Genomic DNA, 14,947 nt, shown 5'->3' on the forward strand with positions numbered 1-14,947 from the left:
TACGAAAACACGTAGGTTGGGGAGCCAGCCCTGAACCGTGTGCGTGGCGCGAATGCGCCATAGGAGGGTTTCCCTCCGCACCTTTACTGGCGTTTGAGGAACCTTACCCAACATTTACAGACATTTGTTGGGGTTCACCAAGGGGAAAGCCCAACCTACAAAAATTCTTATCCGAGCAGTATTGGAATAACATTTTTATTTTCTAAAAAGGCTATAAAAAGGAAACTCTTTTATAAGAGTTTTACAGAAACAGAAAGAAGAACTAATTGTGTATGGAGTGATACTCTTTACTATTATCTGGAGTCTGCACAATAGTTTGTTGCTAATAAATAGCATCAAGTCGTAGATTGGGTTGAGGTAGAAAATTCAAAAAAGATTCAATAAAACTGGGTTTTGCGATCGCTTAATCTAGCCTAATACCTTAGAAATTCTGCCCTCTTCCTCTGCCTTTCTTCTAAAAAAAAATTGCATTTAAATATAAAAAGCCTTAACAAAATTTTGTAAGTCAGAAAACTTTCATGAAACCAAAGATTGTAGGAAGAAGTTAAGAATGCAAAAATAACCTTATGTTAGTATGAACGAAAGAGTAACATTTGTAGATGTACTGACAGAAGGCAAAATCATGGCAACAGTAACAGGATTGACATTTGGTGGTGCAACTTGGACACCTAAATTTGTTGAAGCAATTGACCAAGAAAAATGCATTGGTTGTGGCAGATGTTTTAAAATTTGCGGACACAATGTGCTACTGCTGAAAGCAATGAATGAAGAAGGCGAATTTGTAGAAGATGAAGAAGATGATGAAATTGAAAAGAAGGTTATGACGATCGCTAACAGAGACAATTGTATTGGTTGTGAAGCGTGTGCGAAAATTTGCTCCAAAAATTGCTACACTCATACTGCTCTGAATAACTAAGGATGAAGGGGCAGTAACTGAGTAAAAAGTTCGCAGTAAACAAAAACGTAAATCGCAATTTGTCTGCTATGAACATATTAAACCTTGCTACCAATACCCTAATCAATTGTTAAGACTCAAGCGATCTGCTCTACTACTGGTTAAGCTTGTAGAAGAAGACTTCTTTACCTTGAAGTAGAGAGATTGTCTCAATGAGAGTAGATAGTGGTTAGTAGTTAGTAGTTTTCTAACCACTACCTACTAATTATGTACGGGCGCAATGCAAGAGCGCCCCTACTAACCCCTAACCCTTAACCCGTTCTTTGTAAAGAGCAGGCATTTATGCAACAAATTCCTGTTTCACTATTGACCCTAGTTGCTGGAATGATTGTCACAATTTTCAGCATTTGGGTTGGACAAAACCACAGCTTATTACCAGTACAAGCATCGCAACAAGCGCCTCTGGTAGATGGTTTTTTTAACATTATGGTTTCCATTGCTACTGCTTTGTTTATAGTGGTAGAAGGCACCATTTTACTTTTTCTAGTTAAATTTCGTCGCCGTCGCGGAGACGATACAGATGGCGTACATGTAGAAGGAAACGTTCCCTTAGAAGTTTTTTGGACTGCGATTCCATCGATTATCGTTATTTGTCTGGGAATCTACAGCGTTGATGTTTATCAACAGATGGGAGGGTTTTCAGCAGGAAATCATTCACCATCTCATGTAGCCCAAATGCCAGGAAGTGCGATTGCTGCTACCTTGAGTGATACATCATCAAGCCAGTCAGAAACAGCAACGGCTTCTCCTGCGACTCCAAAATATGGCTTTGGCGGAACTCCACAAAAACAAGATAAGCCAGCTGACTTGGTTGTTAACGTTACGGGAATGCAATTTGCTTGGGTATTTAACTACCCTGAGAGTGGTATTAGTGCAGGAGAATTACACGTTCCTGTTGGCACAGATGTACAACTAAACATTTCTGCAACCGATGTGATTCACTCTTTTTGGGTTCCACAATTTCGTTTGAAGCAAGATGCAATTCCTGGTATACCTACCGAATTGAGATTTGTAGCTACTAAACCAGGTACATATCCTATAGTTTGTACTGAATTGTGCGGTGGCTACCACGGTTCAATGAGAGCGCAAGTTGTTGTTCACAACTCCAAGGAAGAGTTTGACAGCTGGTTAGAAGAAAACCTTGTCGCTCAAAAGCAAGAATTGCAAGAAGCTGTTGCAGTTAAACCTGCCGATTTATCAACATCCGAGTTTCTCGCCCCCTATGTTCGAGATCTGGAAATCCAAAGTACAACTCTCAAGTCATTGGTTGGTAGTTAGTGGTTAGTGGTTGGTAGTTGGTAGTTAGTAGAAAATTTCACTAACAACTAACCACTAACAACTAACCACTAACAACTAACCACTAACAACTAACAGAGGAAAAAATATGACCCAAGTAGGACTTCCACCTAACACTCCACCAGAAAAGAGTCAAGGCGAAATTCAAGTAGCTACACATCAAATTCACGCCGAGCATCCTCAAGCGTGGAAATGGTATGACTACTTCACATTCAATACCGATCATAAAGTGATTGGTATCCAGTATCTGGTAACAGCATTTCTGTTTTACCTCATTGGTGGGCTGATGGCTGTTGCCATACGTGCTGAACTGGCAACCCCAGATGCAGATTTGCTTGACCCTAACCTGTATAACGCTTTCATGACCAATCACGGGACGATCATGATTTTCTTATGGATCGTACCTAGCGCTATTGGTGGATTTGGGAACTATTTAGTGCCATTGATGATTGGTGCTAGAGATATGGCTTTCCCAAAACTGAATGCGATCGCTTTTTGGCTAAACCCACCAGCAGGATTGCTGATACTTGGTAGTTTCTTGTTTGGCGGTTCGCAATCTGGTTGGACAGCTTACCCTCCTTTGAGTTTGGTTACCGCCAACGCCGCTCAAACCCTGTGGATACTTGCCATTGTTTTAGTAGGAACTTCCTCAATTTTAGGATCGCTAAACTTTGTCATTACCATTTGGAAGATGAAAATTCCCAGCATGAAATGGGATCAACTCCCTCTATTCTGCTGGGCGATTATGGCAACTTCAGTATTGGCACTTGTATCAACTCCAGTCTTAGCCGCAGGGTTAATACTGCTGTTGTTCGATCTCAATTTTGGTACATCCTTTTTTAAACCAGATGCAGGTGGCAACGTAGTTATCTACCAACACTTGTTTTGGTTCTACTCCCACCCGGCAGTTTATCTAATGATTCTGCCCATCTTCGGCATTATGTCCGAAGTCATTCCAGTTCACGCTCGCAAGTCTATTTTTGGATATAAAGCGATCGCTTATTCAAGTTTGGCAATTTGCGTTGTAGGTTTGGTCGTCTGGGTACACCATATGTTCACCAGTGGTACACCCGGTTGGATGCGGATGTTCTTCACAATTTCCACCCTCATCGTTGCCGTGCCCACTGGCGTCAAGATTTTTGGCTGGGTTGCTACCCTTTGGGGAGGCAAAATTCGCTTCACATCAGCCATGCTTTTCGCCCTTGGCTTATTATCCATGTTTGTCATGGGTGGATTGAGTGGTGTGACTATGGGAACTGCTCCCTTCGACGTTCACGTTCACGATACATACTACGTCGTAGCACACTTCCACTACGTTTTGTTTGGTGGTTCTGTATTTGGAATTTATGCTGGCATCTATCACTGGTTCCCCAAAATGACGGGAAGGATGCTGAACGAACCTTTAGGTCGCATTCACTTTATCCTCACCTTGATTGGTACCAACCTAACCTTCCTACCCATGCATGAATTGGGTTTGCAAGGAATGCCCCGAAGAGTTGCGATGTACGATCCGCAATTTATCTCGCTCAATCAGATTTGTACTTACGGTGCCTACATTTTAGGACTATCAGTAATTCCATTCACCATCAACATCATTTGGAGTTGGATTGCTGGAAGAAAAGCCGGAGACAATCCTTGGAATGCATTGACCTTAGAATGGACAACCAGTTCACCACCCTTAGTTGAAAACTGGGAAGTTCTACCCGTGCTCACACAAGGTCCCTACGACTACGGCTTGGATAACCACAACGCTGCTCCACAAACAAGTGAAACGGCTGTTCCAGCACAATAGTTTTTCATTCCTCGTTTCCAGGCTGAGCCTTCCAGTATTATCTCGTTCCCAGGCTCAGCCTGGGAATGCCTACCTTGAGGCTCCGCCTCCAATACCAAACTAAAGATTTACTATGGACGCAGCAAAAAATATTAACAACCCCATAGCTCTAGAAACAACAAGCGCGATTCACCACGAAGAACATCCAGATTTACGCGTATTAGGGCTATCAGCATTCCTCGTTTCTGAATCCTTAATGTTTGGAGGCTTTTTCGCCACCTATCTCTTCTTTCGAGGTAGCGCTGATGTTTGGCCTCCACACGGCACAGAAGTAGAGCTATTATTACCTACAATCAATACCATTATTTTGGTATCAAGTAGCTTTGTCATTCACTTAGGTGATACTGCCATTAAGAAGAACGATGTCCAAGGAATGCAAAAGTGGTATAAAATCACTGCACTCATGGGCGCAATTTTCTTACTCGGTCAAATCGTTGAGTACTTAACCTTAGGATATGGTCTAACAACCAATATCTTTTCCAACTGTTTTTACTTAATGACCGGATTCCACGGGTTACACGTTTTTGTGGGACTGTTATTGATTTTAGGCGTGTTATGGCGTTCCCGGCGTCCCGGTCACTATTCTGCCACCAAACACACTGGTATTGAAATGGCAGAAATTTACTGGCACTTTGTGGACATCATTTGGATTATTCTTTTCACCCTACTGTATATTCTGACGCAGTTTTGAAATGGCTAATTGCTAATGGCTAATTGCTAATGGCTAATGGCTAATTGCTAATTGCTAATGGCTAATGGCTAATTGCTAATTGCTAATTGTTCATTGCTATTAGCTATTAGCTGTTAGCCATTAGCTAAGGAGAAATTTTATGCAAATGGAAGCAGACAAATTTTCGTGGTTTCAAATCCCAGAAGACATCAAAAAGTTATTGATACTTGCAGCAGAAAACTGGGAAAATACCTTGGAATCTGAGAAATATATGAATCAAGCCTTAGCCCAAACAGGAGAATATACAGACGTTTTAGTAGCTGCCTATAGATATTTTTTTTACAAAAATAATTACCAAATGGCACTGCAAACAGCAACCAAAGTTATAGATAGAATTAAAGAAGCAGAAAATTTTCCTGCTCAATGGGAGCAACTTAAACCAATATTAGCTAGTCGGAAAGATGATTATGAAATCAGATTATACCTCAATGCATATGCTGCTTCTGGTCTAGTTTTAGCAAAGCTAGGAGAAATAGAGAAAGCTAAAGAAATTAGTGCTAGAGTAAAAGAAATAGATGATAAAAATGAGTTTGGGGCTGGTATTTTGTATGATATTTTAACACGCACTAAAGAAGAAGAATAACCCATTTTGGATTTTGGATTTTGGATTTTGGATTAAAAATCTAAAATCTAAAATCTAAAATCTAAAATCTAAAATCTAAAATCTAAAATCTAAAATCTAAAATCTAAAATCTTATGAAAGGTAGGGATTGGTTTGTCACTGATGACGGACAGTATCAAGCTTGTCAATCCGTTAGACCATGGGATTTATTAAGGGAGAATTATCGTCTATATCGGTTTCTAACTGAAGTAGAAGATGTTCTGAATGGTGTTGAAGACGAAACTAGCCAACTTCCAGACATTAGGATGTTGGTTAGGCGCTTAATTGTAAACTCTTACTGGGTACAAAGTCGATATTTAGAACCTTGTACTAAAACAGGAACTTCTATTCTACTCCTGTATGATGAATTAGGTTTTCCATTTACCGTACAAACTGTGACATTTGCACCGGGAACTGTGTCAACAATTCACAATCATGGAACTTGGGGTGTAGTCGCAGTATTAAAAGGTGAAGAGAGAAATACTTTTTGGCAGCGAATCCCTCATTCAGAGTATCAAGACAAAATTGACCGAACTGGAGAACTCACTCTCTTCCCAGGAGATATTATTAGCTTTACTCCTGATGCGATTCACAGTGTAGAAGCAGTTGGGGATAAACCAACTGTAACTTTTAATATTTACGGGGAAACTCGTATGCGAGAAAGATTTGAGTTCGATCCAGTTAATTTCGCTGCTAAAAATTTTTAACTCAATTAATGAGTTGTTAGTTGTTGGTTGTTGGTTGTTAGTTGTTATTTACGATCGCTAGCCACTAACCACTAACCACTAACCATTAACCATTAACCAATAATGGAGATAACTTTATGGCAAGAATCATTTTTTATGAAAAACCGGGCTGTAGAGGTAGTGTTAAGCAAAAAACTCTACTCACTGCTGCAGGTCATCAGGTTGTAGCTTACAATTTATTGACCGAACCTTGGACAGCTGAACGTTTGCGCTCATTTTTTGGCGATCGCCCCGTGTCTGAATGGTTTAATCGTACTGCTCCACGGGTACAATCCGGTGAGGTGGTTCCTGAAAAGCTGGATGCTGAAAGCGCTTTGCTGCTGATGTTGAAAGAGCCTATACTCATACGTCGTCCTTTGATTGAAGTAGGCGATCGTCGTGAGGTCGGTTTTGATGTGGAACTGCTTGATGCATGGATTGGTTTAAAGCCTGCAGATGAGTCTCTTCAAGAAATGAGTGAAACTTTGATGCAACAAGACTTGCAAAATTGTGCTCACGGCCACAGTCATGGACATGGCGAGCACAAACATGAACATGGTTCTTGCAAGCATTAGTAGTATAGATCCCCCATCTCATTCCCCCACCTCGTTCCCAGCTCAAGCTGGGAATGCCTTAAGGGAGGCTCCGCCTCCAGTCTGCAACGGGGTCAGCAAGGCTCCGCCTCACAGCCTGCACTCTGTGGTAGAATCACCGGAACGAGAGAGTACAGATGAGGGGCTAGTAACTGTTAGATAATTTCTGCTCAAACCTGCTCATTGGTCATCGTTTTAAAGTCTTAGAAATCGGTCAAAGGTAGTGAAGCAAATGCCTCAAGTTTATCAAACGTATGTGACTCAGATTGATAATAATTTAACGAGTGGGACAGTCATGTTACTGGTGGTGTAAGATTGTAGGTAGCCATTCATGGCTCAAACTAACTTCAAGCAGGCAAATGCAAACAATGGCAACCCGACAGATTGTAATCAGTATCCCGGAAAAGGTGTTGCTGGCTGAAAAGACTGACGAAGCAGCTTTTTCTCGTGAATTGTGTATACTAGCAGCTATTAAATTGTACGAATTGGGCCGCCTCTCCTCAGGTCGAGCCGCTGAACTTGCTGGAATGCCACGAGTTGAATTTCTATTAACGCTAGAGCGTTATAAAGTTTTTCCATTAGAAGCAGAACTACACGAATTGGAAAGTCGGCGTGCTTAAAGCTATCTCAAACACATCACCGCTACTTTATCTGTATCGAATTGAGTCACTGCACTGGTTGCCTGAGTTGTTTGGCGAAATCTGGATTCCAGATTCGGTTGTTTTTGAATTACACGAGGGGCGGCAGAAAGGATATGATGTTCCAAACCCAAAAAACTACCACTGGCTTCAACTTCGACAACCACGCTCCACGCCATCTGAATGGTTATCTCTGGATTTAGGTGCGGGAGAACTGGCAGCAATGGCACTGGCATTAGAAAATCCAGAGTGCGTCGTTCTCCTAGACGATGCATTGGCACGGCGGATTGCTCAAGCTGCGGGTCTTCAAGTTTGGGGAACCCTTAAGATTCTTCTTGAGGCAAAATCTCAAGGTCTCACTGAAACCATCAAACCATTTGTTGCGCGTTTGAGCAATGCAGGAATGTGGCTCTCAGAAGATATTCGACGACGCGTGCTGGCACTTGCTAATGAAATATAGGTAGGAAAATTTTGATTCGATAGTTCCTGATAGTATGTACGATGCATCTCGTTTGCAGTTAACAATGGTCTGCCCATTCTCGTCAAGTGGTCAGGAGTGTCAGCTTTAGCCCGGATAGCCAGCGACTCCTTACAGCAGGTGATGACAAGATGATCCGGATATGGCACATCTCTGGTAAATTAACGCCCAAAATGTTCTGTTGATTTAGTCAGAACAGACCACAAAGTAACTTATTATCATCTCCACGGCTTCTTCATTTTTTTTAGATAACTTAAATATTAGTTTCTCTTGATAAAGTTTGTTTTTCAGGCACTGGTGCGGATAACCCCTCTGCACCTTTTTAATAAATATGACTATTAAAATACCCCTCAGGTATTACCTAAGGGGCAATACTACAAGGGCTGAGACATAAATTCCAAAACACGTAGGTTGGGTTGAGGAACGAAACCCAACATCTACAGCATTTGTTGGGTTTCGCTGTCGCTCAACCCAACCTACTAAAATTCTTAACTATTAAAATACCCCTCAGGTATTACCTAAGGGGAGGTTAGCATAAGTGTTTAGAAATAGAAAGTTAGTTATATAGCGGCGTTATGAGTAACGCTACTATTAACTGTAATTTAAAAAAATGAAGAAGTTGTGGAGATTCTTAAATTTCCAAAAGATATAATTGGAATTGTGTCTTGTTGTTGATTAAACTAATGCGATCGCGAAATTGCCAATTTTTCAACGCTTGATAATTCTCTCCACAAATTCTTCATTATTCTCTATCTAAATGTAAGTATATAGTTCCTCTTAACAAGGTTTGTTTTTGTAGGTAGAGGTGCGGAGATTTTATCCGCACCTGTTTTTATGTTTCACTAATTTTAACTTCTGGATTATCTACAACGACTAACCGCCCTTCTTTGTATGCCGATCGCAAGGCTATAGCTTCTGCTACAATCCGCTGGGCGCTCAATCCTTCTTCATCCATCATCTTTTGTAAAGCGATCCCTGTCCTTTCGTCTGGTTCGTGAATTGGTGGAATTTGGCAATACCTCCTCCCATCACTTGTTCGCCGCCAAATACTGGCTTTTTCGGCTTTCGGTTTTCTAGGAGTGCGTTGTTCTTTGATTAAAGAACGAACAGCCTCTTGTGTAATTGCTGTTAAGTCTAGAAGTTTATCTATAACAGGCTGGTACTTCTTGCTGTTCTCCGCTAACTGATAAACAGTTCTTGGCTCTACGTGTGCTAACTCACGAGGCAAAAATTTTCCAAATGCAGCAGCTATCTTGAGATACCTTTTTTCCTCGCCTTTCCAGTCTTTATCAAGAAGTAGTTTTTTATACTCCTTTACAGAGAGCTTCCGTTTTTGGTCAGCTAACCAAAAGGCATGATGCAAAATCGCCTTGGTTACTTCCGCCAGGGTTGAGAAGGAAATATTTTCATGAGCGACGCTATTGATAACGGTTTCTTCAAAATACTGTTGCTCAAACTCAGATGTTGTTTTGGATGGTTTGTCAACTCCGGTTGCGATCGCACTTTTTACTGGGGTCATCATATTATGGAATACTGTGGAGGGAAAAAATCAATACTTGTTGCCTGTTGCCATTCAAGTTCCAACTGCTCTGTGTACCAGTGGAAACACCTTATCTCAGTCCTTGGCTAATATGCTAAGATATGTCATGCGGCTGAACATACAAGAAACTCCTACCCCAGTTAAGGGTGATAGCCGAACAAAAACTCTTTCTTTTAGAACAATTGTACTATTTAATTGAAAAGATAAATCCCCGAAATTACTTATTTTTTGAATAACTTAGAGAAGAAATTATACATAACACAGAAGCATATCCTCACAATGCTTATTTTTGTTTGAGAAATACTTGCCTCACGTACACCCCGTATGCAATGATGTTCTCATTGGCAAGTAAAGTACTGTTATTTTATGGATTTACCGTATTTTTAAAATGCATGGTACGAAATTATCTCTAATCCATTGATTAGAGTAGTATTCTCTCCATCCGGTGCCAAAGCTTGTGAATTCAGCACAGCTGGCTCTGCAGAGCGTGTGGAGTAAATCAGGAGGCGGAGCCTCCATTAAGGCATTCCCAGGCTGAGCCTGGGAACGAGGTGGGGGGCAATCAACAAAACAAGCACAAAGGTTGGGATATGCACAAAGATCTACCAGAGGCGATCGGTCGGCGCAAATTTTTAGGCACTGCAATTGCCAGTACAGCTCTAACTATGGGAGCGGATAGCCTTTTTTCTTCTGTTTCTGCCAAACAACGGCGTCCAAATGTAGTGTTTATTTTAACGGATGACTTGGGCTGGGGCGACCTGAGCATCTACGGACAGACTAATTATCAAACACCAAATTTAGACCAACTAGCGAAAAAAGGTACAAGGTTTACTAATGCTTATGCAGCACAAACTGTTTGTACGCCAACACGGGTAGGCTTTTTTACAGGTCGTTATCCAGCTCGATTGCCGGTTGGTCTTCAAGAACCTTTGGCTGGGGGAGAGACTATAGGATTGCCTCCGGAACACCCAACAATTGCTTCCCTTTTAAAAACTAACGGTTATGAGACTGCATTGGTAGGTAAATGGCATACTGGTTTTTTACCCAATTACGGTCCTTTAAAAAGTGGCTTTGATGAGTTCTTTGGCAACTATAGTGGAGCCATTGACTACTTCACTCATAAAACTGGCGGTGGAGTTCTTGATTTTTATGAAGGTGAAGAACTTGTAGATCGACCAGGTTATTCGACAGATTTATATACAGAACGTGCTGTTAACTTTATTAAAAGACCTCGTACTCGTCCATTTTATCTCAGCCTTCATTACACTGCACCACACTGGCCTTGGGAGGGACCGGACGATGAGGAATTAAGTCGAACTTTTTACAATTCTAATAGCTTCACTGCAGGAGGTTCGCTGGAAACTTATGCTGCAATGATGAAAAGCCTTGATGATGGAATTGGTAAAGTTCTAGCAGCTTTAGAAGAGTCAGGTCAGGCTAACAATACGATAGTTATTTTCGTCAGTGATAATGGAGGAGAACAATACTCTAATTTTGGTCTCTTTCAAGGCAGAAAAGGGAGTTTGTATGAAGGTGGTTTGCGCGTCCCCGCCATTATTCGCTGGCCTGGAGTTATCCCATCTAATCAAGTGAATACTCAAGTGACTATTACGATGGATTTGACTGCGACAATTCTGGCAGCAACTGGCACTGAACCCGATCCCAACTATCCTCTTGATGGGCGCAATTTGCTGCCTGTTATTTTAGGTAAAAAAGCTGTTTATCCGCGATCGCTCTACTGGCGCTACAAAGCCAATCGCCCTGGTTCTTCACAACCACTTCAAGCTGCAGTCCGGAGTGGGGATTGGAAGTACTTAAAGCAAGGAGAAAAAGAATACCTGTTTAACCTTGCCACTGATGAAGGGGAACAAACAGACCTCAAAGATGACTACCCTGAGGTGTTAGGACAACTTCGCAATAAATTTCAAGCGTGGGATGCACAAGTATTGCCTTATCCGGCATAAAGAAAGCAAGTTATGCAAGAAAGATTATGCCAAGAGAATTTAAATAATAAATTTGGCAAACAAATATCTCCCAAACCTCATCACAAACCACGCGATCGCGATCTGGTTTGGATACCGGGCGGGACTTTTATGATGGGGTCCGATCGCCACTACCCAGAAGAAAGCCCAGCCCATCTTGTTCGTGTTAGTGGTTTCTGGATGGATCGCTATGCAGTCACCAATAAACAGTTCCAACGTTTTGTCAAAGCAACTGGCTATATAACTGTTGCAGAACGTCAACCAAAGCTGGAAGATTATCCAGGTGCTATACCAGAACTGCTTGTCGCTGGCTCGGCTGTATTTCAGCAGCCGAAACAACCAGTCAATTTACAAAATTGTAGCTGGTGGGTTTATGTACCTGGTGCTAACTGGCGACATCCATCAGGAGCTGGTAGTTCTATTAAGGGGAGAGAAAATTACCCCGTAGTGCATATTGCCTATGAAGATGCAGAAGCGTATGCGACTTGGGCTGGTAAATCACTTCCAACAGAAGCAGAGTGGGAATTTGCTGCTCGTGGTGGGATAGATAATGCTGATTATGCGTGGGGTAATGAATTTGCGCCTCAAGGCAAGCGAATGGCAAATACTTGGGAAGGAGAGTTTCCCTGGCAAAATCTAAAACCAAATCCTCCTGGAGCAGAAGCAGTTGGTTTATATCCTCCAAATGGCTATGGTTTATATGATATGGTAGGCAACGTTTGGGAATGGACAACAGATTGGTATCAAGCTCGTCACCCAGAAAACAAAACAAAACCCTGCTGTATTCCCATCAACCCTAGAGGTGCCACCAAAGAAGAGAGTTACGATCCAATTGTGCCGCAAGCTCGAATACCAAGAAAAGTCCTTAAAGGAGGTTCTTTTCTTTGTGCGCCCAACTACTGCCAGCGTTATCGACCAGCAGCAAGGCATCCAGAAACAGTTGATACCTCAACTTGTCATATCGGATTTCGTTGTGTTGTACGCGTGAGTTAATTGTGGCGTACAAAACTCCCATGCCAAAGCACCCTGTTGAATTGGCAGCAGTTTAGCAATCTCGATTTGTTGTGCTAAAATTATGGACTTATGAAAAAGTATGCCTTAGCTGGAAGAGCCAGAGAAATGATATTACTGAGTTTACAAGAAATCGAGCGCTCCATCCGTGCCTTATCCCTAGAAGAACAATTATGGCTGCTCGAACGTATCGCAAGACAAGTCCGAGAAAAGCAACAGACAGCCAATTTGTTTGCTGATGAGAAAGATATACAGCAACAATTAAGGGCAATGGCTAGCGATCCTGATATTATAGCAGAAATAGCCGCCATTAACAATGAATTTGCCGTTGCTGAGATGGATGGTTTGTAAAAGCTGTGAGCATTCAGCGAGGTCAAATTTATTTCGTAAATCTCAATCCAGTTCAGGGAAGGGAGCAGGCGGGTACACGACCTGTCTTGATATTATCCACTGACACCCTCAACGAGTTACCTCTAGTTGTGACCGTAGTAGTAGGCACCAAAGGGATTAATATTAAGCACGATTACCCAATAAATGTACGTGTTTACCCAGAAGAAAGCGGATTACCAATAGAAACAGTTTTCATGTGTTTTCAAGTAAGGTCTTTAGACAAAGGGCGGTTTCCCGCTGAAGCAGCTGGTCAAATTTCCGACGCAAAGATGCTGGAAATTGAAGCGACTGTTCGCTACTGTTTGGGTCTGTGATTTCACGTACATGATGCTGGACTAGCTACAGCAATGTTGGTGCATGAATTAACCCTAAAAAAGACAATGACGACCGTCAGCGTGGCGGTATTCTCGACTAAATCGGGTGGTTCATGAACTAATACCCGACACAATTCTCCTTCTAAATCGCGTGTAATCACTAGAGTTTTCTTTTTACCGCGCTACCGAGGGTTTGTTTGTAGAATAAAATATAAACGCTTTGCGATCGCAATCCCTTCTTATGTAAAAATTTATGAAGCTATATCCGGTAATACTAAGTGTCTTTGTCAAATCTCAGGATTGAGATAGTGACATTTTCATCAAAGTAAAGCTATCTTGCTTCATAGCAATAGCCGTAAATATGACTGAATTTATCAATTCTCATACCCAGCCCGGTGTCATTTGGATAGAATATACAATTGATTATTCTGTAAAAAGTCAAAAGAAGTTATAACGGATATTGACCTTAATCTTGAACCTTTAGAAGCTGTAAAAAAGAGTTTTGATGAAGCAATGCAAGATGAAGATTTTCCTCCTGACCAAGAGTGGGCAGATTCCATTGTTCTGTGCGAACAATGCGACTTTTCAACACATCGGGTAGTACGTATGGTAAATGAACCAGGAGCACCACCTAAAATATGGGTTCCCGATGATCTACTGACTTTTTTACGCAAGCAAATTGTCGGTTGTTGATATTGCGATCGCCCGTATATGCCCGGAGGACAGTCTCAATTTTTTCATTCGTCGCAAGTTGTAGGAGTATTCGTATTGCCCCCTCAATCTACTACAACTCATACTCCTGTTCTAGAAAAGCGAGCATTCTCTCTTGCTTAGGTGTAAGACTGGATGGGTCGGGTACTCTTGCCAATGTCTCCAATACAGCTACATGAGTAGATTCATATTCTTTGTAAATTTTATCGCTCAGCTTTCGGATACGCTCTATATTTTGAGCAGCCGTCACTTCACACTTAACATACAATGGTTCTAAATTTTCTGGTCTGACGGTCGGAAAATCCATGTTCCAAGTTTTAATGTAACAACTGTGTAAGTTTACCTCACTAATTATGGTCCAGCATTTAGAAAACTTTTTTAACTCCGGATTTCCTTTAGCAATAATTTGACAGACTTCCCCAACACGTCTGGGATTGGGTACGCGCTGCTTGTTTTTTATCTGTTCGGTGATATCCGTTAAATTCTGCTTATTGTTCAGTATTCTTTGTGCTGCTTCTTTCCCTTCATCTTGTACAACTTTAGCCAAAGAGAGAATTTCTTTTTTCGTTAATCCAGCAGTACGAGTCAAGATAGAATGCTTGAGGTCATCTCCCAAAACCTGGGCTAAGGTGTCCAATGATGCAGTGAATTGAGCATCGTTTCTGATAGTGCGGTCAGTCACTTTGTACTGTTCTGCTAGCGTCTTCGCCACATCCACCGATAGGAAATTTTTTCCGTTCGGTGAGTTTTGCTTGAGATTATCAGAGCGATCGCCCTTCAAATGCAGATAGCGCTTACCTCTTAAGTAGCTTGCCGTCTCTGGTGTGATGTTACGCCGTCCTAGTTGGTGATTGGCAATCCAACAAATAGCTGCTTCCCAACTGGGTAAATCAATCTCCACTATTTTGTAAGGTATCTGAAGGCGCGTACAAATTTCGTAGCGGTTGTGACCATCCAACAAAATACCCGTACCTTTTTGGATTATCAATGGATCGAGGCAGCCGAACTCCTTCAAATTTGCTTCTAGTTGTGCTTTTTCTTCAGCTGACAATGGGGGAATCAGGTTTTTGAATTCCGGTTCAATTTTGAGCGTGCGGTATGGTTGAGACGGCTCGGAGACTTTTGATAGGTTTGTTGCAAGCATTATATTTC

The 14,947-nt window shown here is 41.7% G+C and carries 18 protein-coding genes; 15 read left to right on the forward strand and 3 right to left on the reverse strand.

All coding sequences use genetic code 11. From position 1 onward, the window contains the following. The 10 genes from F7734_RS62495 to F7734_RS66455 form a co-directional block, all read left to right on the forward strand. Positions 1-206 (forward strand): hypothetical protein (locus F7734_RS62495; protein ID WP_207714361.1); only part of this gene is annotated, 206 nt, incomplete at its 5' end. Between the two features lie 416 nt (positions 207-622). Next, positions 623-916, forward strand: a complete 294-nt coding sequence (fdxB, locus tag F7734_RS45615) for a ferredoxin III, nif-specific (protein ID WP_155750980.1) — start codon at positions 623-625, stop codon at positions 914-916. Between the two features lie 321 nt (positions 917-1,237). Then, on the forward strand, positions 1,238-2,233 hold the full coding sequence (locus F7734_RS45620; RefSeq protein ID WP_155750962.1) for a cytochrome c oxidase subunit II: 996 nt from the start codon (positions 1,238-1,240) through the stop codon (positions 2,231-2,233). A gap of 106 nt (positions 2,234-2,339) precedes the next feature. After that, positions 2,340-4,043, forward strand: a complete 1,704-nt coding sequence (gene ctaD, locus F7734_RS45625; RefSeq protein WP_155750963.1) for a cytochrome c oxidase subunit I — start codon at positions 2,340-2,342, stop codon at positions 4,041-4,043. Between the two features lie 112 nt (positions 4,044-4,155). Then, positions 4,156-4,773 (forward strand): heme-copper oxidase subunit III, encoded by a 618-nt coding sequence (locus F7734_RS45630; protein WP_155750964.1) that lies wholly within the window; start codon positions 4,156-4,158, stop codon positions 4,771-4,773. A 139-nt stretch (positions 4,774-4,912) separates the two neighbouring features. Continuing rightward, the gene (locus F7734_RS45635) at positions 4,913-5,395 is read left to right on the forward strand and encodes a hypothetical protein (protein ID WP_155750965.1); all 483 of its coding nucleotides are present in this window, start codon (positions 4,913-4,915) and stop codon (positions 5,393-5,395) included. A gap of 113 nt (positions 5,396-5,508) precedes the next feature. After that, complete coding sequence (locus F7734_RS45640; RefSeq protein WP_155750966.1) at positions 5,509-6,120, forward strand: cupin; 612 nt, start codon at positions 5,509-5,511, stop codon at positions 6,118-6,120. A gap of 116 nt (positions 6,121-6,236) precedes the next feature. Continuing rightward, the gene (locus F7734_RS45645; RefSeq protein WP_155750967.1) at positions 6,237-6,713 is read left to right on the forward strand and encodes an ArsC/Spx/MgsR family protein; all 477 of its coding nucleotides are present in this window, start codon (positions 6,237-6,239) and stop codon (positions 6,711-6,713) included. A gap of 386 nt (positions 6,714-7,099) precedes the next feature. Further along, the gene (locus F7734_RS45650) at positions 7,100-7,351 is read left to right on the forward strand and encodes a UPF0175 family protein (protein ID WP_155750968.1); all 252 of its coding nucleotides are present in this window, start codon (positions 7,100-7,102) and stop codon (positions 7,349-7,351) included. Then, positions 7,344-7,829, forward strand: a complete 486-nt coding sequence (locus F7734_RS66455) for a DUF3368 domain-containing protein (RefSeq protein ID WP_166482549.1) — start codon at positions 7,344-7,346, stop codon at positions 7,827-7,829. The genes F7734_RS45650 and F7734_RS66455 overlap by 8 nt, the downstream gene beginning before the upstream one ends. 850 nt (positions 7,830-8,679) lie before the next feature. Here F7734_RS66455 and F7734_RS45665 read toward each other — a convergent pair. Further along, entirely contained in the window at positions 8,680-9,369 is a 690-nt protein-coding gene (locus F7734_RS45665) for a hypothetical protein (RefSeq protein ID WP_166482551.1), read from the reverse strand. Between the two features lie 608 nt (positions 9,370-9,977). Here F7734_RS45665 and F7734_RS45670 point away from each other — a divergent pair. The 4 genes from F7734_RS45670 (at position 9,978) to F7734_RS45685 (ending at position 13,084) form a co-directional block, all read left to right on the forward strand. After that, positions 9,978-11,351 carry a sulfatase gene (locus F7734_RS45670; RefSeq protein ID WP_155750969.1) on the forward strand — a complete coding sequence of 458 codons (1,374 nt, stop codon included), beginning with the start codon at positions 9,978-9,980 and terminating at the stop codon, positions 11,349-11,351. Between the two features lie 12 nt (positions 11,352-11,363). Beyond that, the gene (locus F7734_RS45675) at positions 11,364-12,362 is read left to right on the forward strand and encodes a formylglycine-generating enzyme family protein (RefSeq protein ID WP_207714363.1); all 999 of its coding nucleotides are present in this window, start codon (positions 11,364-11,366) and stop codon (positions 12,360-12,362) included. 90 nt (positions 12,363-12,452) lie between these two features. After that, entirely contained in the window at positions 12,453-12,731 is a 279-nt protein-coding gene (locus tag F7734_RS45680) for a hypothetical protein (RefSeq protein ID WP_243147431.1), read from the forward strand. Positions 12,732-12,736: 5 nt separating this feature from the next. Next, complete coding sequence (locus F7734_RS45685) at positions 12,737-13,084, forward strand: type II toxin-antitoxin system PemK/MazF family toxin (RefSeq protein WP_166482552.1); 348 nt, start codon at positions 12,737-12,739, stop codon at positions 13,082-13,084. A 2-nt stretch (positions 13,085-13,086) separates the two neighbouring features. On the opposite strand, the gene F7734_RS61250 is transcribed toward F7734_RS45685, so the two are convergent. Then, positions 13,087-13,245, reverse strand: a complete 159-nt coding sequence (locus tag F7734_RS61250; RefSeq protein WP_166482553.1) for a hypothetical protein — start codon at positions 13,243-13,245, stop codon at positions 13,087-13,089. 352 nt (positions 13,246-13,597) lie between these two features. Here F7734_RS61250 and F7734_RS45690 point away from each other — a divergent pair, with 352 nt between their 5' ends. After that, a complete protein-coding gene (locus tag F7734_RS45690; protein ID WP_155750970.1) occupies positions 13,598-13,777 on the forward strand; it encodes a hypothetical protein in 180 nt (59 codons plus the stop codon). A gap of 91 nt (positions 13,778-13,868) precedes the next feature. Here the strand turns inward: F7734_RS45690 and F7734_RS45695 are convergent, their stop codons facing one another. Beyond that, positions 13,869-14,939, reverse strand: coding sequence for a hypothetical protein (locus F7734_RS45695; RefSeq protein ID WP_155750971.1), 1,071 nt, complete (start codon positions 14,937-14,939; stop codon positions 13,869-13,871). Positions 14,940-14,947 lie beyond the last annotated feature (8 nt).

The sequence above is a fragment of the Scytonema sp. UIC 10036 genome (assembly GCF_009725235.1).